We start from the raw sequence: 23,155 nt of genomic DNA on the forward strand, positions 1-23,155 counted from the left end.
ATTCTTTGTTATTAAACTTAGCTAAATCATTGGCTGGATTGAATTTCATTGCAACTCTTGAGGTCGCTAACAAGACCAAATTGGCCCATGTGACGTGGAATCGTTCCGATTAGTTAAGCTTATCAACTTCACCTGAGTGTCATATTTCCTTGGCAAACTGATGGATCAGAATGGAGATCGCTATGGCCCTGAACCCGTTTCGTCGCTTAATCACCCCGCGCACGCAGTCGATCAATTTGATCAAGCTCGAACAAGAACAACCCATTCACCAAGTGGATCCCTGCTACTTGTCTTTTTCGATTGATATTTCCTTGATCATCGGCGGCCAATGGTGGGAAGGCAGTAACGCGTCAAGCCGAGGACTAGGCACCAACCGCGTACCGCCATTGGAGCTGAATCACCCAAAGCTCAGCCAATATGTGGAGCATCTTAAGCCAGCCTATTTGCGTGTGGGTGGCTCAGAAGCGGACACCATCCACTATTTCTGTTCTCATGAATTGCCCCACGAGAAAGAGCCGGAACTCAGTGAAGCCATTTGGAACCGCTTGCTGGACTTTATCAAACAGCATCAACTGAAGTTTATGTTTACCTTCAAATACGGCGCCTTCGATCGTAAACAGCACGGTAAATGGAACGGCGCTGACAGTGCCGCCCTGCTGCAGCATGCTTTAGATCGCGGCGTCACGATTGATGTGTGTGAATTGGGCAACGAACTGAATGCCTATTGGGCCTTTCATGGCCTATCGGCGCAACCGCGCACCAAACAGCTGGTGCTCGACTACCAGCGCTTTATTAATCAGGTACGCTTGCTAAGCCCAGATAGCCGCATCGCTGGCCCCGGCAGTGCCTTTTGGCCCTATTTAGGCGAAACCATTAAGTATCTTTCCAATATTACCCCGGGCTTTTTGGAACAATTAGAAGGTCAACTGGACATCGTCGATTGGCATTATTACCCATTTCAAAGCCAACGTTCGCCGATTCGTACGCGCACTGCGCGCATTGAGAAGCTATTGGACCAACGCTCTTTGCAAGACTTCGAGCAGTTTTCCAACAAATTGGAAGCTTATCGCCAACGCTTTCAGCCGCAGGCCGAGCTGTGGACCGGCGAATCCGGCTCAGCCCAATGCGGTGGCCAACCGAAACTGTCCGATCGCTTTGCATCGAGCTTCTGGTGGGCGGATCAACTCGGCCGCGGCGCCAAGCTTGGGCAAAAGGTGATGGTACGTCAGTCGCTGATCGGCGGTGACTACGGTTTGATTCAACGGGAAAGCTTAAAACCTAACCCTGATTTTTGGGTCAGCTGGCTCTGGAAGCGTTTGATGGGGCAACAGGTCTATCAAGTAAGCTGCCAAAATCCTGATTTGATCGTCTATTGCCACGGCGGCCACAAACAGAATCGCATGACCCTGTTGATCATCAATATGACCAACAAGCCACACCGATTGAAGTTTCAATCCTTTGGTACACCAAAGAAGCGCTACGAAATCACCGCCGACTCGTTAACCAGTAAGAAGGTCTTGATCAACGGCATTATTCCAAAGTTTCGTAAAGGCAAAGTACGTCTAAAAGACTTTCCCAAATTACCCAAACTGGATCTGGTCGCCCCATACAGCATTAACTTCTGGACGTTTACCGACCTAGAAGCAGAAGAAGAGGCCTTTTTCGGCGAAGGTGTCTTTTAAACAAAGCTAAACTCTTGTTTTAAGCAGGCGTCACCTTCATCGCGTAGATATTCTAAAAAGGCCTGCATCACGGGAGTGGGCTGTTTACTACTGGGGTAGACCGCACACCAGCTGCGTTTGATCGGAAAGCCTTTAATCGTAGGCTTCACCAATGAGCCCATCTTCAGCTCGGTGATGACGTTGGCCAGCGGTAACAGGGACACCCCTAAGCCCGCTAAAATGGCATGTTTAATGGATTCATTGGAGCCTAACTCCAATACGGGTTTTAACTGCAATCTAAGGTCTTTGCAAAAGCCTTCAATCGCACCACGGGAGCCAGAGCCCTGCTCCCGTTGCAAAAAGCCCGCGTCAAAAAACCGCTGTGGCGTGATATTTTCCGCTGTCAAAATCGGATGATCGGCCTTTACCACTGGCACCAGTAAGTTATCAAAAAACGGCTGACGACTGAGTAAACGGGTATCCGGCACAATGCCTGTAATGACAATGTCGTCTTGGTTTTGCAGCAAACGGTCGGTGGCGTTAGTACGGTTAAACACATTTAAGCGCACCTCCACTTGCGGGTACTTTTCTAAGAAACCCTTTAGCAAATACGGCACTATGATCTCGGCCGAACTGACCACACAGAGGCGTAACTCCCCACGCAATTGTCCTTCGAGCTGATACAAGTCCATTTGCAAGGTTTCCAAGTCACTGAAAATCTCACGCACCACGCGCTCAAGTTGCGCCCCCGCTGGGGTGACATAAAGCTGCTTACCCACGTAATCAAACATAGGCTGACCAAGGGCGGTTTCCAATTGCTTCATCTGCGCACTCACCGCCGGTTGCGTTAAACCCAACTCTTCTGCCGCTTTGGAGTAACTTAGCTTTTGAAACACCACCTGAAACACCTGCAATTGACGAAAAGTGAGGCGATTTAAAAGCTGACCTAGCGTGTAAATCATTATCTAACCTACTGAAATATAAATCATTTAAATCAAGTATAATCTATTACTTATGGTATACCAAAAAAATATCAATTTTTTATTTATGTGACTTTCGAATACTGTAAATCCCATGCTTGATGTGAGCAGATGGAGAGAATAATGCTGAAGAAAATATTGATTGCTAACCGTGGAGAGATTGCCGTTCGTATCGTTCGTGCATGCGCCGAAATGGGCATTCGCTCGGTGGCAATTTTCACAGAGCCGGATCGTCACGCGCTACATGTTAAGCGTGCCGACGAAGCTTACAGCATGGGTGAAGACCCGCTAGCGGGCTACCTCGATGCGCGCCGTATTGTGAACCTTGCGGTCGAAACCGGCTGTGACGCGATTCACCCAGGTTATGGTTTTCTATCGGAAAACTCAGAATTTGCTCGCATCTGCCAAGAGCGCGGAATTACCTTTATTGGCCCAAAAGCAGACGTCATCGCCAAGATGGGCGATAAAACCCAAGCACGTAAGAGCATGATTGCCGCGGGTGTCCCTGTCACACCAGGCTCTGAAGACAACCTTGCTGACATCGAAGAAGCCGTGGTACTAGCCAATAGCATTGGTTACCCAGTGATGCTGAAGGCGACATCCGGTGGTGGCGGTCGAGGTATTCGTCGCTGTGACAGCGAACAGGAGCTACGCGATCAATACCCACGGGTGATCTCAGAAGCCACGAAAGCGTTCGGCTCAGCCGAAGTCTTCTTAGAAAAATGTATCGTCGACCCGAAACATATCGAGGTACAGATCTTGGCCGACAGCCAAGGCGATGCCATTCACCTTTACGAGCGTGATTGTTCGATTCAGCGTCGCAACCAGAAGTTGATCGAGATCGCACCCAGCCCTCAGCTCACCCCAGAGCAACGCTCTTACGTGGGCGAGCTAGCGGTCAAAGCCGCGAAAGCGGTGGGCTACGAAAACGCGGGCACGGTTGAGTTCCTTGTCACGGGCAATGACATCTACTTTATGGAGATGAACACCCGGGTACAGGTTGAGCACACCATTACCGAGCAGATCACCGGTGTCGATATTGTCCGTGAACAGATTCGCGTCGCCTCTGGCTTGCCATTGAGCTACCGCCAAGAAGACATTTCGTTCCGTGGCTATGCGTTGCAGTTTCGTATCAACGCCGAAGACCCTAAAAATAACTTCTTGCCAAGCTTTGGTCGTATTACCCGTTACTACGCACCCGGTGGCCCAGGCGTGCGTACCGACACGGCAATTTACACTGGTTACACCATCCCGCCCTACTTCGACTCCATGTGTCTGAAGTTAGTGGTGTGGGCACTGAATTGGGAAGATGCGTTGGATCGTGGGGCTCGTGCGCTCGCAGACATGCGCGTACAGGGTGTTAAGACCACGGCCAACTACTACCAAGAAATTTTGAAAAACGATGAGTTTAGAAGCGGCTTCTTTAATACCAGCTTCGTACCGAATCACCCTGAGCTATTGAATTACTCTGACAAACGCGCACCAAGTGAAATTGCCTTGGCGATCGCTGCAGCCATTGCGGCACACGCGGCAGTTTAGGAAGAGAACGAGGAGAACACCGAATGAGCAAAGTACAGGTTACAGACGTTATCTTGCGTGATGCACACCAGTCTTTGATTGCAACGCGCATGCGTACTGAAGATATGCTTCCTATCTGCGACAAGCTTGATGCTGTGGGTTTTTGGTCTTTGGAAGTTTGGGGTGGCGCGACTTTTGATGCCTGCGTTCGCTTCTTGAAAGAAGACCCGTGGGAGCGTCTGCGCCAATTGCGCCAGGCACTGCCAAACACTCGCCTACAAATGCTTCTACGTGGCCAAAACCTACTTGGTTACCGCCACTACGCGGACGATGTGGTTGAAGCCTTCGTTGCTAAAGCTGCGGAAAACGGTATCGATGTCTTCCGTGTCTTCGACGCACTGAACGACCTTCGCAACCTTGAGACAGCGATCAAAGCGGTTAAGAAAGCCGGTAAACACGCACAGGGTACGATCTGTTACACCACGAGCCCAGTTCATACTCTGGACCTATTTGTGGAACAGGCACAAGCATTAAAAGACATGGGCGCAGACTCGATCGCCATCAAAGATATGGCTGGACTACTGACGCCTTACGCGACTTACGACCTAGTCAAAGCCATCAAAGACAATGTGGATTTGCCACTGTTCGTGCACAGCCATTCGACAGCGGGTCTGGCGCCACTGTGTCAATTGAAAGCCATCGAAGCCGGTGCTGAACACATTGATACCGCGATTTCATCGTTCGCATCCGGTACCAGTCACCCTGCGACCGAGTCGCAGGTTGCGGCCCTGAAAGGTACGCAATGGGACACAGGTCTGGATCTTGAATTGCTAACGGAGATCGCCGACTACTTCAAAGAAGTGCGTAAGAAATACCACCAATTTGAAAGCGAATTCACCAAAGAAGACGTATCGGTACAGATCAACCAAGTACCGGGCGGCATGATGTCAAACCTAGCGAACCAGCTAAAAGAGCAACATGCGCTGGATCGTATCCGCGAAGTGTTTGCTGAGATCCCACGTGTGCGTGAAGACCTTGGTTTCCCTCCTCTGGTGACACCAACGTCACAGATCGTGGGCACGCAAGCGGTGCTAAACGTATTAGCAGGTGAGCGTTACAAAACCATCACTAATGAAGTGAAACGCTACCTACAAGGCGGCTACGGTCAGCCACCAGCAGCGGTAAACGAAAACGTTCGCACCAAAGCCATTGGTCATGAGCAGCCGATCGAAGGCCGCCCTGCGGACGCACTAGGCGCCGAAATGGACCGTTTACGTAAAGACATCGGCGCTTTGGCGAAGAGCGAAGAAGACGTTCTAACCTACGCTATGTTTCAAGACATTGGTAAACAGTTCCTCGAGCAGCGTGAAGCCGGCACCCTAGTGCCAGAAGCCCTTGAGCCCATCGCTACTGCAGGGGCAGCCAAAGCGGCAGGGCCAGTGTCGACTGAATTCAAGATCGACGTACACGGTGAAACCTACCAAGTGGAAATCACTGGCGTCGGTGGCGATAACTCAGGTAAGCGCCACATCTACCTAACCCTTGATGGCATGCCAGAAGAAGTCTTGTTCGAATCCTTGAACGAGTACGACGGCGGCGCAGCGTCAGGTGGTAAACGCGGCAAGGCATCGGGCCCGGGCGACATCACCACGGCGATGCCAGGCAATATCGTCGATGTACTGGTCAATGTCGGCGACGAAGTGAGCGCCGGCCAAGCGGTATTGATCACCGAAGCGATGAAGATGGAAACAGAAATTCAAGCGCCGATCGCCGGCAAAGTGGCTGGCGTTCATGTGGCGAAGGGGGACCGTGTCACACCGGGTGAAACCCTCATCGAGATAGTTCCACACTAACTTAAAGTGTGTTGTTCGTTCGGGGGACCTTTGGTCCCCCTTTTTTTATCCCATCAGGAATAGCCACTATAACTTGGCTAAATTATTGCGTTGCCTCTAATATAATACTGACTTTTCGTTTAACCATTAGTTAAGTAGCGACTATTCGTTTTTATCAAGCCGCAGTTGAATCGACACTATATAAGCAGGACTGTCGATCGGAGAATTAGGATGAGCTGGCGAAACAATAAAACCAACCCTTATTTAACCTATGCTGTGATACTGTTTTTCATCTTTGATGGCACCGCATTGGGTCTCAATATTTGGCTCACGCAACGGGTCCAAAACCAGACCATAGAACTCAACCTAGCGGGCCGCCAACGCATGCTATCCCAGAAAATGGTCAAGGAATTTCTTTACGCACCACCAGGGGCTGCGACACCTGACTTACGCGAAAAACTGAGTCAAACAGTCAATTTGTTTGATCGCACCTTGAATGCATTTCGCATGGGGGGCACCACCCTTGATACCGATGGCAACCTTGTTACTCTCAACACGTTTAACAACCGTCATTATTTTGAGCTTGTTGAAAAAGCGTGGGGCACTTGGGTGCCGATGCGGCAGGATTTAAACAACTATACCAAGACACCAACGGCTGAGCTGTTTTTACGTATCAACCAACGACTGGATGCACAAAGCACTCTACTGTTGAATTACATGAATGAGCTGGCGCTGGCGATTGAAACCCAAGCCCGTTATGAAACCGGGCAAATCCGCTTACTACAGACCATTGCACTTATTTTGGGCATGCTCAATTTCGTTGCCGCGTTTTGGTTATACCGCCTGCGTCTACAAGCGTTGGAACAGGAACAGTCTTTGATCGACTCGTTATTGAACAGCATGCCTTCGGCGATGGTGTTCACTGATGATCAAGGCCATCTTATTCAAGCCAACCCTAAGTTTACCGCACTGCTAGGCTTGGATTTAGACAGCGCGGCACAACATAAGATAGAAGACCTGATCATTCCCTACCCCGATAAGCAAGGCATCTGGCAGTTGTCTTTTCTGGCCACCCATCGCGCCATTGTGAAAGTCGAGAAAACCAGCGCCTATCAAGACGACAAGCACTTGATAGTATGGCGCATCGAAGATGTCAGTGAAGACTTTGCCGAGCGCGAGCAGCTGTCTAGCCTTGCCTATAAAGACCCTCTCACAGGCTTAGACAACCGTATGGCGTTTGAAGAGCATTTCAACCAGCAAAATCAGCTTGCGTGCAGCGATCACTTATACGCTTTAATGTTTCTAGATTTGAATAACTTCAAGCAAATCAACGATACGTTTGGTCACAATAAGGGCGACATGATCCTTCGAGAAGTAGGCTTTCGCTTGAAGCAATTTGTCAGCGACAGCTTCCACATTGCCCGTTACGGTGGCGATGAGTTCATTCTACTGCTGCAAAATATACGCGATGAAGAAAGCGCTATCGCCAAGGCGGAATACTTGGTTGAATCCTTAAAGGCGCCCTACTATGTGGGCAGTGAGATCCTCTATATTGATGCCAGCATCGGCATCACCACCTTTACAGGTAAACAGTCCAATACCACTAAAATTATCTCAAAAGCCGACAAAGCCATGTATCAGGCGAAGAAGAATCATAACGGCCACAATGTCCACCTTATCCAGTGGGAAGGCTAGAACAGAAGGCATACACCACCTCATTTAGTGCCCTAACATGGTATTAAGGCACTAAAATGCAACAGTGCGTTTCATTGCTTTTGAGCACCCTCTAATATACATTGATAGCCATTCTCACTTAACAAATACAACACACAGGAGAGGACATGGCCAAGCCCACACCACGCCTACTTAAGGTTCTGCGCAAAGAATTTGTCACCACTAATATGCTTCGAGTCACACTGGGTGGCGATGGCTTAGCCGACTTCCCTGAACATCAAGAAAGTGGTTACGTCAAACTGATGTTTCCCACTACCGATGGCAAACACTTGATGCGCACCTACACCATCCGCCAACAACGCTCTGATGAGCTGGACATTGATTTTGCCATTCATGGTGATTCAGGTGTGGCATGTCATTGGGCCCTACACGCACAAGCGGGCGATGAAATCTTAGTGGGAGGGCCAGGTCCTAAGAAGCTGATCTCTGAAGACGCCGATTGGATGATTTTTGTTGGTGACATGACATCGCTGCCTGCGATCAGCGTTAACTTGGCGCAGCTGCCAAGTGATACGCGCGGTTACGCTATTTTAGAAGTGCAAAGTGACGATGATATCCAAACGCTGTCTAAGCCTGAAGGTGTCGAACTACGCTGGATTGTTAATGCCCACCCTGGAGCAGACAGCCAATCGCTACTTGAACACGTTAAAGCCTTGTCTTGGCTGGAAGGCGATGTGGCGATTTGGGCCGCCTGTGAATTCAGCTCAATGCGTGCCCTACGTGCTTACTTCAAAGGGCGTGATGAGGTCAGTAAAGGCAATCTTTATGTCTCAAGCTACTGGAAACATGGCTTGAATGAAGACCAGCACAAAGTCGAAAAGCGCCAAGATTTAGACGATAACGAAGCGGCCTAATGGTGCAGGTTCAGTGCTGCTCAAGCAAGCGCTGAACCTGTTATTTACGGCTGCTTGTCAAACACCTTCACGCCTTCAGGAATTTGATACCAATCCTGCTTTTCACTGACCCATACATGAGCCGTCGGCTGAATGATACGAGTATCACTGAGGTTTGAGGGCTTAAGCTTGATCGCAGAAGGGTTAGCTGGGTCATAATGGTAAATACGATTGCCACAGGTTGGACAAAATTTGGCGGCCGAAGTGTTACCACTTTCAGCTTTACGCGACCAATCTTGCAACGCCCCTTGGATATCTAGATCTGCGGCGTCCACCATGGCCGTAATACTAAATGCGCTGGTTGAGAGTTTTTGACACTCCTTACAGTGACAGGCCACCACCATTTTCGGGGCTGCCAACAGGCGATAAGTGACACCACCGCATTGGCAGCTACCAGAGATTGGATATTGCATAACAGACTATACCTCTACAAGTGAAACACACATTAATGTAGCGCTGGAAACAAACAGCGTTTAAGGAACCCGATGCCTACTTTCCCCTAGTATTTGACTGCTTAATAGGCAATTTGCACAACAGTGTGCAAAACAAATATTGGTCATTGCTCAATGCCAAGCCTTTCCATTATTCTCGAATAAAACAGCATCAGATTAAACAGGAGCCTTTATGAAGATCATCATTCGCAAAAAGCACTTAGGCTCTTTGTCATCGCTGCTCATGCTCTCGCTGTTTCACCCCTCAGCCAGTGCTGAAACCGATAACAATGCTGCGCGTAATGCTCCTTCTTATGCAGTACATTCAGCCAACGAAATTCAGCTTGATCGCGATACGACCGCCCTAAAAGTGCATTGGCACACCTCAGGTGCACTTCATCCCCAGTCTTCAGACATGCAGCATGTCGCTTACAAAACTGACATTTCAAAGGCCTTTAACGAGTATTATCTGGCCTTACATGCGCTGGAAGAAGACTATCAAGACAAGGTCGACGACGTGCTCGATGAATACGAGCAAAACGTAAAAACCGCCCAACTACTACAACAGGCTAAGAAAAGTGCGCAATGCCTGCTCACTAAGCTGAAGCAGCAACACCACGCTGACCGCGAAGCCTTAAAGCTGAAACATCACATCAGCTAGGCTTCTTCATGACTCACAAATTCGTCGACGACGCGGTTGCGGCCATGTTGTTTGGCAACATATAGCAGTTGATCTACTTTTTTGATCAACTCATCCACTGAATACTCGCGTTGCTCCAACATATACACCCCCACGCTGACCGTGAGTATGCCTGTGGTGCTTTTGGGGTGATGGATATTTAAATCCTGCACGGCGGCCAGCATTTGCTCAGCTAACTTCACCACTTCGGCGTGGCTTTGACCGTGATTGACGATAAAAAATTCTTCACCACCAAAACGAAAATGCTCAGTATGACCCGGTAATAATGCATTGACTGCCGCAGTGACATCTCGTAGGGCATCATCACCGGCGACATGGCCAAAGGTATCGTTAAACTGCTTAAAGTGATCAATGTCGTAAAACACCAAGCCTACCGTGTTTTGACTATCCGGCCACTCACTGACTAGGTTCTCTAAGCTCTCATGCAAGGCCATACGGTTGTAGGTGGACGTCAGGTGATCCGTCATAGCACGGTTTTGCCAGGCTTTCTTTTCCGTTTCGCTCTTATGCCCACGACGATGCTGTAGCTCTAACAGGAACCACAACATAATTGCCAACGCATAGACCACGATGATGCCAACGTTCATCCAGAATTGATTGCTTCTTGAGGCCACCAAGGCCCGCTCAATCATATTGGCTTTTAGTTCATTTTGATTGCGGTTAATAAGACTGTAGCAACTCAGCACTTGCGACAACTCATCAAACAAAAACGGCTGATTACCGCCCTCTGCCACCCGCTCTCGTAGCAGCAAAATTTGCTCAAGACTGATGGAGACACAGGCATAACGCTCTAGGTAACGGCCGACATTTAAGTAAGCATAGGCAAGATCCAGCTGCTCCAAGGCCCTGGCGCGTAAGTCATCGCGGTCACTCGGCTCAGACTGCAAGGGTTCCATCAGTGGCAAAACGTTTAACAGATAGCTTTGTGAACGTTCCGACAAGGCCTGATCATAAAGACCATGGTCACGATTAAAAATGGCTCGCAGTGAGTCATCAAAACGCACCGTATTTAACAGTGCTAAGGTGAGGGTAAAGACAACGGATAATAACGTAAGACTGATAAAGCTAAGGGTTCGTGACGGTTTATTCATCCACGACCTCAATTTGCTTTATCATCCATACCCAGTCATCAAACAAAGAAATATTTTTAGGGTCGCGACCGCCTAAGTCCGTTTCAATTAAGCGTAACGGGCCGTGATTACGAATCGTGAGCGCCTCACCATTCTCTTTGACCACCAGCATTAGGCTACGCTCATCAATATTCTGTAAGCTCAGGTCATAGCCATCAATGGCGATAAAACGCGCTGCTGTCACTTGCGCCCCCAGTGCTTGCTGTAAGAAATCGGACAGCATGTAGCCCTCAAAAAGAACATTTTGTCGCCGAAACGGAGCGTACATTTCATGACTAACATTGGCATCTGCCAATAGTTGCGAGGTACTGATATCAACTTGCTGTTTACCATTGACCAGCGTTAATGCAAAAACATGACTGCTTAAAGCCATTAGCCCGATACAACAGAACACTACGATGGCTTTCATGATTGGGAAGTCCTTTTAATAATAAAATCAGGACACGCCTAACGCGCCCTGATTTTTAGCGATCAACTAACTTTCGGCAACCCCTTTACATTACACTCTCTCAAAGACGGTTGCGATCCCCTGCCCCATGCCGATACACATGGTCGCCAAACCAAATTGTACGTCTTTGGCCAGCATTTGGTTCAATAAGGTGGTGGCGATTCGGGCCCCTGAGCACCCTAATGGGTGACCTAAGGCGATGGCACCACCATTTAAGTTTACCTTATCGTCCACAAGGTCCAGTAACTTTAGATCTTTTAACACGGGAAGCGATTGCGCAGCAAATGCTTCATTTACCTCCACTAGGCCCATGTCTTCAATCGACAACCCCGCACGTTTCAAAGCTTTCTTGGTCGCCGGTACTGGACCATAGCCCATAATAGCCGGATCACAGCCAGCAACCGCCATGCTTTTCACCCGCGCGATCGGCGTCAAACCAAGCTCATCGGCTTTCGCTGCAGACATCATCAGTAACGCCGAGGCTCCGTCAGACAACGCCGACGAGGAACCTGCTGTCACGGTCCCACCTTTGGGCATAAACACCGTTGGCAAACTAGCTAAGCCTTCCAATGACGTTTCAGGACGTATCACTTCGTCTATTTCCAATAGAATTTTATTACCAGCACTGTCATGCCCTTCCATTGGAATGAGCTCTTTGGCAAAACGGCCATTAAGCGTGGCATCGTGCGCTTTTTGATGGGAACGTAACGCAAACTCATCTTGCGCCTCACGGGAAATACCATGCATTTTACCCAGCATTTCTGCCGTTACGCCCATCATCATAGAAGCCTTTGCCATGTATTTTGACAACTCAGGGTTAACGTCTACACCATGCATCATGGGCACATGCCCCATATGCTCAACCCCGCCGACGATAAAGGTGTCTCCTTGCCCTAGCATAATGGCTTGTGCCGCCGTGTGAATAGCGGACATGGACGAGCCACACAGACGGTTAACCGTTTGTGCAGAGGTTGTGACAGGCATACCGGCAAGCAAGGCCACCGCACGCGCCATATTAAAGCCTTGCTCTAGGGTTTGATTAACACAACCCCAGATCAAGTCTTCGATCGTAGCAGGATCGACCTCAGGATTACGTGTCAGCAAAGCGCGAACTAGATTGGCCGACAAATTTTCTGAACGCACATGGCGAAACGCGCCATTTTTAGATTTCCCCATTGGAGAGCGAACGGCATCGACAATAACAGCATCATTTGGATGGAACTTCATAATCAAACTCCTCTCTTCCTTTGGGATTAATATGGGTGATAACGACGTTGCTGAGCAGCCATCTCGCGCATCTTGTCAGTCGGTTGATACAACTTGCCAAGGTGCTGATATTGATCCGCCAAGTCACAAAATGCGGCTACCCCCATTTCATCCATATAATGCAGCGCCCCTCCTAGATAAGGAGGAAAGCCAATGCCATACACCAAGCCCATGTCTGCTTCTGCCGCCGTCGCGACAATATTTTCTTCCAAACAACGAGAGGTTTCGATGCACAGTGGAATCATCATACGAGCAATGATCTCCTCTTCAGCGAGATCATTCGTCTCGCCATGCAAGCCTTGTAACAACTTCACAGACTCTTCTGATTTTAGTTTCTTAGGTTTACCTTTTTTGTCTTGCTCGTAGAGATAGAAGCCCATGCCAGACTTTTGACCGAAGCGCTTCAACTCATAAAACAGATCAATGGCGTTTTCGCCCTCGTGCCCCATGCGATCAGGAAAGCCCTGCGCCATCACTTGATCGGCGTGGAACGCGGTATCAATGCCCACCACGTCCAATAAATACGCAGGCCCCATAGGCCAACCAAAGCGCTCCATCACCTTGTCCACGACCTGATAGTCAGCGCCATCTTTTAGCAGCGCAGAAAAACCGGAGAAGTAAGGAAACAGCACACGATTCACAAGGAAGCCAGGGCAGTCGTTAACGACTATTGGGGTTTTCCCTAACGCTTGAGCATAGGCAACGGTTTTGGCAATCGTCTCATCCGAGGTTTTTTCAGCGCGGATAACTTCCACCAAGGGCATACGATGCACAGGGTTAAAGAAGTGCATACCACAGAAGTTCTCTGGTCGTTTTAATGCTGAGGCCAAATGGGAGATAGAGATGGTGGAAGTGTTGGACGCTAAAATCGCGTCGTCACGTAATTGGGCTTCGGCTTCCGCCAACACAGATTGCTTAATATTGGGGTTTTCCACCACGGCTTCAACGACGATGTCGACATCGTTCATTTCACCATAGCTAAGCACTGGCGTGATTTTCGCGAGGCCTTGCATGGCTTGATCGGTGGTCAATTTACCTCGCTCGACTTGCTTAGCGAACAGTTTGCTCGCCTCACTCATGCCCAAATCAAGTGCTTCATGACGAATGTCTTTCATTACGATCGGCGTACCTTTGGAAGCCGACTGGTAGGCAATACCGCCGCCCATGATGCCCGCCCCTAAGACCGCCCCATGCTTAATGTCAGTGGCATGTTGTCGGTACTGTGAGGCCGCCTTTTTCACCTGTTGATCGTTTAAGAATAGGCCGACCAGAGAGCGTGCCACATCCGATTTGGCCATTTTCACAAAGCCTTTAATCTCTGTTTCAATGGCTTTATCGAGCGCTTGAAAGATGCCCTTCTCAATGGTTTTGATGGCTTCCATGGGCGCAGGATAATGTTTGCCCGCTTTGGCCCCGACCACCGCTCGTACAGATTCAAACACCATCATTTTTTCAATTGGAGAGAACTGCATCGGTGCCTGTAAGGCGTCTCGACGCGCTTGATAATCCAGTTTCCCCGCTAACACCTGTTCAAGTAGGTGCTGAGCAGAATCGACCACGTCAGCCGCTGCCACCACCGCATCTACCGCGCCTTCTTTAAGGGCATCAGCACTGCGTTTTTGCTGACCGCCACAAATCCATTCACAGGCCGTGTCGACACCAATTAAACGGGGCAAACGTACCGTGCCACCCCAGCCAGGGTAAATCCCCAATTGAGTTTCCGGTAAGCCCACCTTAGCCGAGTCCGCCATGACACGATAATCACAGGCTAAACAAAGCTCAAAACCGCCCCCTAATGCTAGACCATTGATCGCGGCGACGGTTGGAAAAGGCAGATTGCTAATGTTAGTAAAGATGTCGTGGGCTTCTCTTAACTTCTGCGCCAAGGCCTCGTCATCAAGTTGGAACCAGGTCAAAAACTCTGTTATGTCAGCTCCAACTACAAAGGCGTCTTTGGCACTGCAGATCAGCAAACCTTTCACGCTTTGATCTTGACCTAATTGCGTCACCACTTGAGCCAGCTCGGAGAGTGCTTGAGCACCAAATTTATTGACCGAACTGTCTTTTAGATCCAACGTCAGGGTTGCAATCCCTGCGTCATTAGATGCTACCCGAAGTGTGTTTCCTTCGAACTTCATAATCGCCTCCACCTTTTATTTTTCTAGCATGAGCACGTGATCGCGCCATGCGCGCGGATATCCTGTTAGGTACTTTAAGCTTAGAGAGATGGCGTCTTTCCTCAATAACAAAAAAGACTCTGTTTAGTGACATTTTGTACCATGCTCCCCTTCATCCACCGGTTACAGATACAAAAACGCCCTAAGGTAAGTTAGGGCGCAAAATGGTCGAAAAACCAAGGTGGATTAAGGAGTACGATTACATACAATTAACAGTCTAGTTCAGATTTCCAAGAATACCAGCTTAAGCCTCTTTGCTGAGGAAGCGGCGAAACTGATCCTGAGCTTCACTCGAAACAAGACGGTCTTTGAAGATACGACCTTCACGCATCAGCGCCATCTGAATATCATCAATGGTGCGACATTTTAGTAAGTCCTTAGACAGCAACACCGCCTCGCTCGGCAGCTCAGACAGCCGCTCTGCGTATTTTTGTGCTAAGCACAATGACTCCTTGGGCTCACATAGATGATTCACCATCCCCAGTTGATAGGCCATCTCCGCATCGATGGGCTCACCAAACATCAGCATTTCAAACGCTTTTTGGTGGCCTACAATTCTCGGCAGTAGAAAGCTTGACGCGGCTTCGGGCACCAAACCTAGTTGCACAAAGGGAAACACGAACTGGGTATTGCGGGCAGTAAACACCATATCGCAATGCAACATCATGGTCGCGGCCACCCCCACTGCCCAGCCTTCTACACAGCCGATCAGTGGTTTTTTATAGCTCGTCAGGGCTTGTAGAAACGACATCACTGGCGCCATTTTTTCCGGCGTATGGGAGATTTCCAAAAAGTCATTGATGTCATTGCCAGAAGAAAAGTCCGGCCCCACCCCCGTCAAGATAGTCACCTTAATGTCATCATCCAGCTCGGCGTGATGCAGCGCATCGCTAAGAGCCTGATACATATCCACGGTGATCGCATTTTTCTTTTCCGGACGGTTTAACGAAAGGATCTGAATTCCCTGTTCTACCTTTTCGCTGATGTGCTCCGTCATGCTGCTCTCCACAATAAATCGTTGCCTGATGATGACTACCCTTGGATAGTATCTTGTTTGCTAAGGTATCAAACGCTCTGATTGCGCCAAGATAACTTTTTACTGCTCTGGCTCACGCAGTGCGCGGCGCAGAATCTTACCAACATTGGTTTTTGGTAACTCCTGACGGACTTCGTATTGCTTGGGAACCTTATAAGCAGCCAGATTCTCTTTACAGAGATCGTGCATGGCTTTCTCATCAAGTGTTGCCCCCTCTCGAAGCACTAGAAACACCTTCACTGCTTCACCGGTTTTGTCATCGTCAACGCCAATGGCGGCGGCTTCCAACACACTTGGGTGTTGCGTGATCACATCTTCGACTTCAGTCGGGTAGACATTAAAACCTGACACAATAATCAGATCTTTTGCTCGATCAACGATACTTAAATAGCCATCTTCTTGCTGCGTCGCAATGTCCCCAGTAATGAGATAGCCATCATCTGTCATCACTTCTTTGGTCGCTTGCTCCCGTTGCCAATAACCACGCATCACCTGCGGCCCTTTGACACACAACATGCCAGGTTCACCGAGTGCTACCTTATTGCCCTGATCATCGATGATTTTCACTTCGGTGCAATCCACCGCCAAGCCAATGGTGCCAATCTGCTCTTTGCCGATCGGGTTAAAAGCCACTACTGGCGATGTTTCGGTCAGACCATAGCCTTCTGAGACACTACAGCCGGTTGCCTCAAACCAGCGATCGGCTGCCGCATGAGTCAGTGGCATACCACCTGAAGCCGTCAATTTTAACGCTGAGAAATCCACTTCTTTAAAGTCTTCACGGTTGCACAGGCCTGCAAACAGGGTATTTAGGCCGATAAAACCGGTAAAGCGCCACTTTTTCAGCTCTTTAACAAAGTTTGGCAGATCTCGTGGGTTTGGTATCAAAATAGAATGGGCGCCATACTCAACCAGCGTCATGGCGTGTATCAGAAAGGCGTAGATATGATACAGAGGTAAGGGCGCGATAAAGATCTCTTGACCATCTTTAAGCAGGTAATCTAAGCGAATTTTCAGCTGGTGCATATTGGCAATCAGGTTAGCGTGGGTCAACATGGCACCCTTCGCGACCCCTGTTGTACCGCCTGTGTATTGCAACACAGCTAAGTCGGTACGTTTTAACGCAACAATATCAGGCGCATGCTGAGCTCCTAGCGCCAGCGCCTCATTCAGTGATTTCGCTTGCGGCAAATGATAAGCCGGCACCATTTTCTTAACGTATTTCACCACCGAGTTAATCAATAGGCGTTTAACCGGCGCATGAAAGTCCGCGATTTCCGTGACAATGACATGCTCTATCGATGTCTTTGAGAGAATTTTTTCGACATTGGCAGCCATATTGGCAAACACCACAACGGCCTTGACGCCCGCATCATTAAATTGGTGCTCAAGCTCATGGGGGGTATACAGGGGGTTGGTGTTCACCACAACCAACCCAGCCTGCATGGCGCCAAATACCACCACCGGAAACTGCACGACGTTCGGCAGCTGAACCGCGATGCGATCCCCTGGTTTTAAATCGGTGTGCCGTTGCAAATACGCGGTAAAAGCATCGGCTTTTTGCTTTAGCTCAGCGTAGCTAATGGTTCGCCCAACGCTGGTAAAAGCTGGCAAGTCGGCAAACTTCTGACAAGCCTCCGTCAATACATCAATAACGGATTCAAACCCTTTAGGGTTAAGCTGGTCAGGTATATAGGTGCCCGGTTCATAATCCATGGATACTGCTACATCGTTGTTCTGCATAAAAAAGTCTCCGTTATTGTCGTTATATGGAGAGATTACAAATGTCTAATTCTGTGATGCCATATAACTGGCAAAGTTCATCACACTGGGAATATTTGCGTCAGTTTTGTAGCCAACATAATATCACCATCGGCACGGATTCTGCCCTGCATAAATGCCTGCATGCCGTCTAATTCGCCAGTCATCACCTCAGACAGTGTTGCTGTGTCCATGCCTAAGGTCACCGTTGCGTCGTCGTGCTCACCTTGCTCTGCCACCGCACTGCCATCACTGATGGTGACAAAGTAGGGCTCAGCATCGTCTAGCTCAAACTGAAATATAGCATCCATCTCGCTTGCAGCGATGGGATCGAAGCGATTAATCATAGTATCGAAGATGTCTTTTGCTGTACCCATATTGCTACCCTCTCATTCTGTTTAACTATTATGGTGTGCATTAACGTAAAAAGAATTGCGCTTCATCCATCGCCATCAAGCTACTTGCACCGGCCAACATCATCTCAGCATGGGCTTTGGTGCGCGGTAAAATGCGCTCAAAATAAAAGGTCGCGGTATGCAATTTGGCTTGGTAGAAGGCTTCTTCATCTGTGCCCTCAGTTAATTTTTGCTGCGCCACCTGCGCCATACGCGCCCATAGGTAAGCCAGCGTGATGTAGCCTGAGTACATACAGTAATCCACCGAAGCGGCGCCCACTTCCTCGCGGTCCTTCATGGCTTTCATACCCACTTTTAGGGTCACCTCACCCCACTCTTTATTCAGTTCAGCAAGCGGTTTAATAAGGTGTTCAAGCGCTTTATCAGCATCATTCGCCTGACAAAACTTATGGATGACCTTAGTGAAGGCTTTTAGGGTTTCACCTTGAGTCATCAACACTTTTCGGCCGAGCAGATCTAATGCTTGAATGCCCGTGGTGCCCTCATAAAGCATAGAAATACGGCTATCACGCACGTTTTGCTCCATCCCCCAATCCGCGATGTAGCCATGACCACCAAATACCTGCAAACCATGGTTCGCTGCTTCAAAGCCCGTTTCAGTCAAGAATGCTTTGGCAATTGGCGTCAATAAAGACAGTAAGGTTTCCGCTTCGGCCTTATCCTCTTCGGGGCCCGCTTTGACGCTATCCACTAACATAGAACAATAATGAATCAACGCTCGACCGCCCTCTGCAAAGGCTTTTTGCGTCAGTAGCATGCGACGGACATCGGGGTGAACTATGATTGGGTCAGCGGCTTTATCCGGCGCTTTTGGCCCTGACAAAGCACGCATCTGCAGACGGTCTTTGGCGTAAGCTAACGAGTTTTGATAAGCCCATTCTGAATGCGCAAGGCCTTGTAAGGCTGTACCTAGGCGCGCCGTATTCATAAAGGTAAACATACAATTTAGACCCTTATGTGGTGGACCGATCAAGAAGCCCTTGGCACCATCAAAGTTCATCACACAGGTAGCATTACCATGAATCCCCATCTTGTGCTCGATAGAACCACAATGAACGGCATTGCGCTCATCCACCTCACCCGCATCGGTGACATTAAACTTAGGCACAATAAACAAAGAAATGCCTTTGGTTCCAGCCGGAGCATCAGGCAGACGGGCCAATACGATATGTACGATATTTTCAGCCATATCGTGCTCACCCGCGGAAATAAAGATTTTTGTCCCCGTAATGGTGTAACTGCCATCCTCATTCGGGGTGGCTTTGGTTTTTAGCATACCAAGGTCCGTACCACAGTGTGGTTCGGTTAAACACATGGTACCGGTCCACTCGCCGCTGACCAGCTTGGTTAGGTAGGCTTGTTTTTGCTCATCTGTACCGTGCAGCTCAAGCGTATTCATGGCACCGTGGCTAAGCCCTGGGTACATCCCCCAAGCCCAGTTGGCGGTGGCAATCAGCTCCGTCACCATCATACCAAGGGACTCAGGTAAGCCCTGACCACCCATTGCGACATCATGGGACAGAGATGGCCAACCACCCTCAACATATTGTTGGTAGGCTTCTTTAAAGCCTTCTGGCGTGGTGACGACGCCATTGTCGAACTGACAACCTTGTTGGTCACCCACTTGATTTAACGGCACCAACACACGCTCAGCAAACTTCGCCCCTTCTTCGAGAATCGCTTCCACCATATCCGGTGTTGCGTCTTCTGCGCCCGCTAAAGAAGCATAATGCTGGTGAATCCCTAACACTTCATCGGTAATGAATTTCAGGTCACGTAAGGGTGCTTTGTAATCAGGCATAACTCACCTCGACATTATTTTTATAAGAAACTATTGGTTATGGACGTTTGTTTAACCACTTGTCTTAAGCTTTGTCGAAGTGCGTCTTTCCCTCAATAACATATCGACGCAAGTTACCTAACAAAACGCGCCAGCTCGAATCAACGAGTGGCGCGTTTGGTCACTTGAACTTGGTAATTTCAATACTAGAACAGCTGCTTTTGAAGCATATCCAACACACTGTTTAGTTGTTCATCATCTGCAAAAATGCATTCAAATCTTGAGCTTGCAGAGCTCTCATCTGTCTCTCGCTGTAGCTCTGTAGCGGTCATATTAAGTTGTTCATAACGCCCATCAATCTGCAGGATGCCCTTAAAACGCCAAAAACCAGGCTGTTGCTTTAATGTCGTCAGTAACTGTTCAAATCGTTCAGCAGAGATTTGCCATGACGCATTGGTTACCCAGCCAATACTGGCCATTCCCTGATCGCGTTTCTGATAACAGACCACCCCGGCAGCGGGCTGACTGCTCTGCACATGACTATGATGGTCGTGGTCGTGGTCGTGGTCGTGGTCGTGGTCGTGGTCGTGGTCGTGGTCGTGGTCGTGGTCGTGGTCGTGGTCGTGGTCGTGGTCGTGGTCAGCGTTGGAGGTCGCGCGCGGCAAATCAAGCCAAGCACCATCAAACTCGCCATTTGCACTCAATGCGATCAACGTTTTGGCCGGCTCAAACTGTTTCGCAAACTCTAAAAAGCGCTGTTCAAGATCGGCATCATACAGATCCGCTTTGCTACCGATTAGGATGTCGGCATCATCAATTTGATCAAAGAAAGCCGGATGGCCAAGGTAACGCGGGTCAGAGAGATTACGCACATCCATCATACAAACTGTGCCACACACCTCCAGCACACCTTGATAATGTTCAGCGCTAAGCTGTTCGACAATTTGATGGGGATGACCAATACCCGTCGGCTCAATGATTATGCGATCAGGCTTGGCCGTTTTAATCAGATCATTCAAACCCACACTAAACGCCGCTGAAGAGACGCAGCACAAGCACCCTCCTGGGACTTGCTTAATGGCTACCGCGCCATCGTGAATCAGCTCGCCATCGATACCGACTTCACCAAATTCATTAACCAGTATCGCCCAGCGCTCATCATTGGGTGCCTGCTCCAACAGACGCTTGATAAGCGTTGTCTTGCCTGACCCTAAAAAGCCTGTGATCACGTTTACTTTGATGTTTTGAAACTGCACATCGACACCTGTATAGATTGATTAAGCGCTTAGAGTAACGCTTGACGTTATAGTGTAACAATAAAAAGTACTCAACTTGCTATGAATCACACCCACAAAGAGCTTGATAGCGGATTTGCGCCCATAAAAAAAGCCACGCTAAGCGTGGCTTTTTAACAATCAAAACGAAGCGATTAATTACGCTACGAATTCACCGTGTGGGTCCATTACGAATTTCTTCGCAGCGCCGCCATCAAAGTCAGCGTAACCTTGAGGAGCTTGATCTAGAGAGATCATTTGAACGTTTACTGCATCAGCAATCTTAACTTTGTCGAAAAGGATCGCTTGCATTAGCGCACGGTGGTATTTCATAACTGGACACTGACCAGTGTGGAACGAGTGAGATTTCGCCCAACCTAGACCGAAGCGCATGCTTAGAGCACCCTCTTTCGCAGCTTCGTCTTCCGCACCTGGATCGTCAGTTACGTATAGACCTGGGATACCGATTTGGCCACCCGCGCGAGTTACTTGCATCGCAGAGTTAAGAACTGTTGCTGGCGCTTCTTTACCAGCGTTACAGCCACAGCCGTGTGCTTCGAAACCTACACAGTCAACGAAAGCGTCAACTTCACGCTCACCGATGATTGCTTCGATCTTATCTTCCATATCGCCTTCTTGACGTAGGTCGATTGTTTCACAACCGAAGCTACGAGCTTGCTCAAGACGATCTTCGATCATATCACCAACGATTACACACGCAGCACCTAGAAGCTGAGCTGAAACTGCTGCCGCTAGACCTACTGGGCCTGCACCTGCGACGTATACAGTTGAGCCTGGACCTACACCTGCAGTTACACAGCCGTGGAAACCAGTTGGGAAGATATCAGATAGAAGAGTAAGGTCTGCGATCTTCTCTTTAGCTTGATCTTTGTCTGGGAACTTCAATAGGTTGAAGTCTGCGTATGGCACCATTACGTAGTCAGATTGACCACCTACCCAGCCACCCATGTCAACGTAACCGTATGCAGCACCTGGACGGTCGCCGTTTACGTTTAGACAGATACCAGTCATGCCAGCTTTACAGTTACGGCAACGACCACAAGCGATGTTAAATGGTACAGATACGATATCACCTACTTCTAGGAATTCTACATCGTTACCTTTTTCAAGGACGATACCTGTGATTTCGTGACCAAGAACCAAACCTTCAGGTGCAGTAGTACGACCACGAACCATGTGTTGGTCACTACCACAAATGTTAGTTGTAAGAACTTTCAGGATAACACCGTGGTTACATTTACGATCACCAAGTGCTAGCTCCGGGAAAGGGATAGACTCTACTGCGACTTTGCCTGGGCCCTTGTATACGACGCCACGGTTAGACGGTTGAGACATAGAAGTACTCCTTAACTGTGTTGTGGTTTTTATTCTATGAATTGCATCGGAGAAGGTAGACCTCAATCAACAAAAACAGATGTCGAATAACGCCGTTAAGCTGCACATTTACGACATCCGCTTAGTTTTTAGGCAATTTTGGGCAATTCAGAACAAAAAACGACCTATAAATACCTTACTGATCGCCACTAATACGACTACCTACCGCAGAGTTTTGACCACGGTATTTAGCATTGTCACGTTTGTTATAAGGACGATCAGCAGAGCCTGACATGGTTTCAAAGTTAATCGCACCAATTGTCATACCTGGACGCAGCGCGATCGGCAACTTGCCACCATTTAAAAATTCCAACACGATCGCACCACTCCAACCAGGATCAATTCGGTGCGCAGTAACGTGCACCATCAAGCCTAGTCGAGCTAACGAAGAACGTCCATCTAACCAACCAACAAGATTATCTGGCAGTGTGACCGATTCCATTGTCACCCCAAGCACCAACTCCCCTGGGTGAATAAAGAATTGCTTGTCGTCATCGACCACAATCTCTTCACTCATGACCGACTCAATCGCCACATTCAAATCTGCTTTGGGGCCGCTTAAGTCTAAGTAAGGCGCAGGATGGCCCTGGAACACTCGAAACGAGTTGCCAAGGCGCAAATCACAAGACACGCCGCTGATCACACTGTTGTCAGGGCGTGGGTCAATAGCAATGACACCATCGTCTAGGGCTTGGATAATGTCACGGTCACACAGTCGCATGG

Annotated in this window: 19 protein-coding genes; 6 read left to right on the plus strand and 13 right to left on the minus strand. The window is 48.9% G+C overall.

Going from position 1 to position 23,155, the window contains the following annotated elements:
* Positions 1–182 precede the first annotated feature (182 nt).
* Complete coding sequence (locus tag MAQ5080_RS05510) at positions 183–1,682, plus strand: glycosyl hydrolase family 79 N-terminal domain-containing protein (protein ID WP_082861022.1); 1,500 nt, start codon at positions 183–185, stop codon at positions 1,680–1,682.
* On the opposite strand, the gene MAQ5080_RS05515 is transcribed toward MAQ5080_RS05510, so the two are convergent.
* On the minus strand, positions 1,679–2,623 hold the full coding sequence (locus MAQ5080_RS05515) for a LysR family transcriptional regulator (RefSeq protein WP_067206680.1): 945 nt from the start codon (positions 2,621–2,623) through the stop codon (positions 1,679–1,681). The two genes, MAQ5080_RS05510 and MAQ5080_RS05515, sit on opposite strands and share 4 nt — an antisense overlap.
* A 141-nt stretch (positions 2,624–2,764) precedes the next feature.
* Between MAQ5080_RS05515 and MAQ5080_RS05520 the strand changes: the two genes are divergently transcribed.
* From MAQ5080_RS05520 to MAQ5080_RS05535, 4 genes are all read left to right on the plus strand, one after another.
* On the plus strand, positions 2,765–4,180 hold the full coding sequence (locus MAQ5080_RS05520) for an acetyl-CoA carboxylase biotin carboxylase subunit (RefSeq protein ID WP_067206683.1): 1,416 nt from the start codon (positions 2,765–2,767) through the stop codon (positions 4,178–4,180).
* A 23-nt stretch (positions 4,181–4,203) separates the two neighbouring features.
* Complete coding sequence (oadA, locus tag MAQ5080_RS05525) at positions 4,204–6,012, plus strand: sodium-extruding oxaloacetate decarboxylase subunit alpha (protein WP_067206686.1); 1,809 nt, start codon at positions 4,204–4,206, stop codon at positions 6,010–6,012.
* Between the two features lie 210 nt (positions 6,013–6,222).
* Positions 6,223–7,686: a diguanylate cyclase domain-containing protein gene (locus tag MAQ5080_RS05530; protein WP_067206689.1), complete on the plus strand. Its 1,464-nt coding sequence runs from the start codon at positions 6,223–6,225 to the stop codon at positions 7,684–7,686.
* 146 nt (positions 7,687–7,832) lie between these two features.
* Positions 7,833–8,579: a siderophore-interacting protein gene (locus MAQ5080_RS05535; RefSeq protein ID WP_067206691.1), complete on the plus strand. Its 747-nt coding sequence runs from the start codon at positions 7,833–7,835 to the stop codon at positions 8,577–8,579.
* A 44-nt stretch (positions 8,580–8,623) separates the two neighbouring features.
* On the opposite strand, the gene MAQ5080_RS05540 is transcribed toward MAQ5080_RS05535, so the two are convergent.
* A complete protein-coding gene (locus tag MAQ5080_RS05540; RefSeq protein ID WP_067206694.1) occupies positions 8,624–9,031 on the minus strand; it encodes a GFA family protein in 408 nt (135 codons plus the stop codon).
* A gap of 211 nt (positions 9,032–9,242) precedes the next feature.
* Here MAQ5080_RS05540 and MAQ5080_RS05545 point away from each other — a divergent pair, with 211 nt between their 5' ends.
* Positions 9,243–9,710 (plus strand): hypothetical protein, encoded by a 468-nt coding sequence (locus tag MAQ5080_RS05545; protein WP_067206696.1) that lies wholly within the window; start codon positions 9,243–9,245, stop codon positions 9,708–9,710.
* Here the strand turns inward: MAQ5080_RS05545 and MAQ5080_RS05550 are convergent.
* The 11 genes from MAQ5080_RS05550 to dcd form a co-directional block, all read right to left on the minus strand.
* On the minus strand, positions 9,707–10,840 hold the full coding sequence (locus MAQ5080_RS05550; protein WP_067206698.1) for a GGDEF domain-containing protein: 1,134 nt from the start codon (positions 10,838–10,840) through the stop codon (positions 9,707–9,709). The two genes, MAQ5080_RS05545 and MAQ5080_RS05550, sit on opposite strands and share 4 nt — an antisense overlap.
* Positions 10,833–11,288: a hypothetical protein gene (locus MAQ5080_RS17200; protein WP_082861023.1), complete on the minus strand. Its 456-nt coding sequence runs from the start codon at positions 11,286–11,288 to the stop codon at positions 10,833–10,835. Before MAQ5080_RS17200 ends, MAQ5080_RS05550 begins: the two co-directional genes overlap by 8 nt.
* A gap of 90 nt (positions 11,289–11,378) precedes the next feature.
* Positions 11,379–12,554, minus strand: coding sequence for an acetyl-CoA C-acyltransferase FadA (gene fadA / locus MAQ5080_RS05560; protein ID WP_067206702.1), 1,176 nt, complete (start codon positions 12,552–12,554; stop codon positions 11,379–11,381).
* A 26-nt stretch (positions 12,555–12,580) separates the two neighbouring features.
* Positions 12,581–14,731 carry a fatty acid oxidation complex subunit alpha FadB gene (gene fadB, locus MAQ5080_RS05565; protein WP_067206705.1) on the minus strand — a complete coding sequence of 717 codons (2,151 nt, stop codon included), beginning with the start codon at positions 14,729–14,731 and terminating at the stop codon, positions 12,581–12,583.
* A gap of 283 nt (positions 14,732–15,014) precedes the next feature.
* On the minus strand, positions 15,015–15,767 hold the full coding sequence (locus MAQ5080_RS05570) for an enoyl-CoA hydratase-related protein (protein WP_067206707.1): 753 nt from the start codon (positions 15,765–15,767) through the stop codon (positions 15,015–15,017).
* Positions 15,768–15,866: 99 nt separating this feature from the next.
* Positions 15,867–17,549, minus strand: a complete 1,683-nt coding sequence (locus MAQ5080_RS05575) for an AMP-binding protein (RefSeq protein WP_197464563.1) — start codon at positions 17,547–17,549, stop codon at positions 15,867–15,869.
* A gap of 80 nt (positions 17,550–17,629) precedes the next feature.
* Positions 17,630–17,944 (minus strand): SCP2 sterol-binding domain-containing protein, encoded by a 315-nt coding sequence (locus MAQ5080_RS05580; protein ID WP_067206710.1) that lies wholly within the window; start codon positions 17,942–17,944, stop codon positions 17,630–17,632.
* 40 nt (positions 17,945–17,984) lie between these two features.
* Positions 17,985–19,784, minus strand: coding sequence for an acyl-CoA dehydrogenase C-terminal domain-containing protein (locus tag MAQ5080_RS05585; protein WP_067206713.1), 1,800 nt, complete (start codon positions 19,782–19,784; stop codon positions 17,985–17,987).
* A gap of 185 nt (positions 19,785–19,969) precedes the next feature.
* Positions 19,970–21,019, minus strand: a complete 1,050-nt coding sequence (locus MAQ5080_RS17495) for a CobW family GTP-binding protein (protein WP_067332951.1) — start codon at positions 21,017–21,019, stop codon at positions 19,970–19,972.
* Positions 21,020–21,196: 177 nt separating this feature from the next.
* Complete coding sequence (gene fdhA / locus MAQ5080_RS05595; protein ID WP_067206720.1) at positions 21,197–22,393, minus strand: formaldehyde dehydrogenase, glutathione-independent; 1,197 nt, start codon at positions 22,391–22,393, stop codon at positions 21,197–21,199.
* 175 nt (positions 22,394–22,568) lie between these two features.
* Complete coding sequence (gene dcd / locus MAQ5080_RS05600) at positions 22,569–23,153, minus strand: dCTP deaminase (RefSeq protein ID WP_067206727.1); 585 nt, start codon at positions 23,151–23,153, stop codon at positions 22,569–22,571.
* Positions 23,154–23,155: the final 2 nt, after the last annotated feature.

It is taken from the genome of Marinomonas aquimarina (assembly GCF_900089755.1).
GTDB lineage: Bacteria > Pseudomonadota > Gammaproteobacteria > Pseudomonadales > Marinomonadaceae > Marinomonas > Marinomonas aquimarina.